Annotated in this window: 2 protein-coding genes; both read left to right on the top strand. The window is 73.0% G+C overall.

Annotated features, from left to right (window positions below):
- On the top strand, positions 1–948 hold a 948-nt coding region (locus AB0J68_RS31750), incomplete at its 5' end, for an ABC transporter permease (protein ID WP_363942528.1).
- Positions 945–1,885: ABC transporter permease (locus tag AB0J68_RS31745; protein ID WP_363942527.1), on the top strand; the 941-nt coding region annotated here is incomplete at its 3' end. The genes AB0J68_RS31750 and AB0J68_RS31745, both read left to right, overlap by 4 nt.

The following is a 1,885-nucleotide window of genomic DNA, read 5'->3' as shown; positions in this document are numbered from 1 at the left end:
GTCGAGGCGGCCGTGCCGCCACGAGCCCGACTGCGCCGCCTCGCACCGGCCATGGTCAGCACGATCGCCATGTTCGCGATGGTCGTCGTCTGCGCGTCGCTGCAGTCGGACGTGCTGACCGTCACCGGCCTCACCCTGATCCTCTCGGCCACCGTTCCGCTGGTCATCGCGGCCCAGGCCCAGATGATCCTCATGTCGGTCGGCGACATCGACCTCGGCATCGGCAACTTCGTCGGCCTGGTCACCGTCCTCACCGCCACCAAACTGGTGTCCTCGCCGGGCACCGGCGTCCTGCTCCTGGTCGGCCTCGTCGCGGCGTACGCCCTGCTGGGCGCGCTGATCCACCTGCGCCAGGTGCCCTCGCTGATCGCCACCCTCGGCACCTCGTTCGTCTGGCTGGGGCTGGGCCTGTTCGTCCTGCCCACCCCCGGTGGCAGCACGCCGGAGTGGCTGGCCACGTTCGGATCGTGGGCGCCGGCCGGATTCCCGGCGCCGCTGCTGCCGATCCTCGTGGTGTCCGCGCTGGTCTGGCTGATCGCCACCCGCGGCTCCGTCGGGGTCCGGGTCCGCGCCTTCGGCAGCAACCCGGTCGCGCTGCGCCGGGCCGGCCTGAGCCCGTTGGCCGCGCGGGTCGTCGCGTACGGGATGGCCGGCGCGCTCGGCGTGCTCGCCGGTCTCCTGCTGGCCTCACAGACCGGCGGCGGCGACGTCTCGTCCGCCTCCAGCTACACCCTGATCACGATCGCCGCGGTGATCCTCGGCGGTGGCTCCTTCCGGGGCGGCACCGCCGTGCCGTGGGGCGTCGCCATCGGCGGAGTGACGCTCGGCCTGGTCAGCGTCGTCCTCAGCCTCCTCGACGTGCCGTCCAACATGCAGTCGGCCGTCCAGGGCGCGATCGTGCTGGCCGTGCTCGCCGGCCGCGTCGTGGTCGGAAAGGTGCTCCGATGACCCTCCGTACGCTCGCCCGCCCCTGGATCTGGGGCTTCGCCGCCGCCACGCTGGTCTGGGTCCTCATCCTGGCCATCTCCAACCAGGGCGGCGGGCAGACGGTGTCGCTCGCCCTGTCCCTGGCGCCGTACCTGGTCATCGTGGGCCTGGGCCAGATGCTCGTGATCACCGCCGGCCCGGGCAACATCGACGTCTCGGTGGCGCCGATCATCTCGCTCGCCGGGTTCGTCGCGGTCGCGGCGACCGCGGCGACCGGATCGGTGGCGGTCGGCATCCTGGCGGGAGTCGGGACCGGCCTGGCCGTCGCCGCGATCAGCGTGCTGGCCATCCTCGGCCTGTCCATTCCCCCGATCATCGCCACCCTGGCGTCCGGGCTGATCGCCTCGTCGCTGACCCTGTCGCTGGCCGACGGCTTCACCGCCATGCCCGACGACGGGCTGCGCCGGCTGCTCAACCTGCGCCCCGCGGGCGTACCGGTGCTCGCGGTCGCCGTGGCCGTACTCACCGCGCTTATCGTCGCCCTGCTCAGCCGTACGACGTACGGACGGTCGCTGCTCGCCGTCGGCCAGAGCCGGCCGGCCGCGGAACGGGCCGGCATCCCGGTCGCCCGGATCATCGGCGCCACGTACCTGGCCAGCGGCGCCCTCGCCGGACTGGCCGGCGCCCTGCTGGCGGCGTACATCGCACCCTCGCCCGACCTGGGCACCCGGTACCTGCTCGACTCGGTCGCCGTGGTCGTGATCGGCGGGACGCTCATCTCGGGCGGTCGCGCCGTACCGGTGGGCATCTGGGGCAGCGCGCTCTTCTTCATCCTGCTCGACGGCCTGGTGAACCTGGTCGGCTGGAGCACCGCCGCGCAGAACCTGCTCAAGGGCGGCCTGGTGCTCTTCGTCCTCTTCCTGGCCGGTGGCGGTACGCGCCGCGACGCCACCACCTC

The organism is Micromonospora sp. NPDC049580 (assembly GCF_040675595.1).
In the GTDB taxonomy this organism is placed as follows: Bacteria; Actinomycetota; Actinomycetes; order Mycobacteriales; family Micromonosporaceae; genus Micromonospora.
This window is presented reverse-complemented; position numbering and strand designations above follow the sequence as displayed.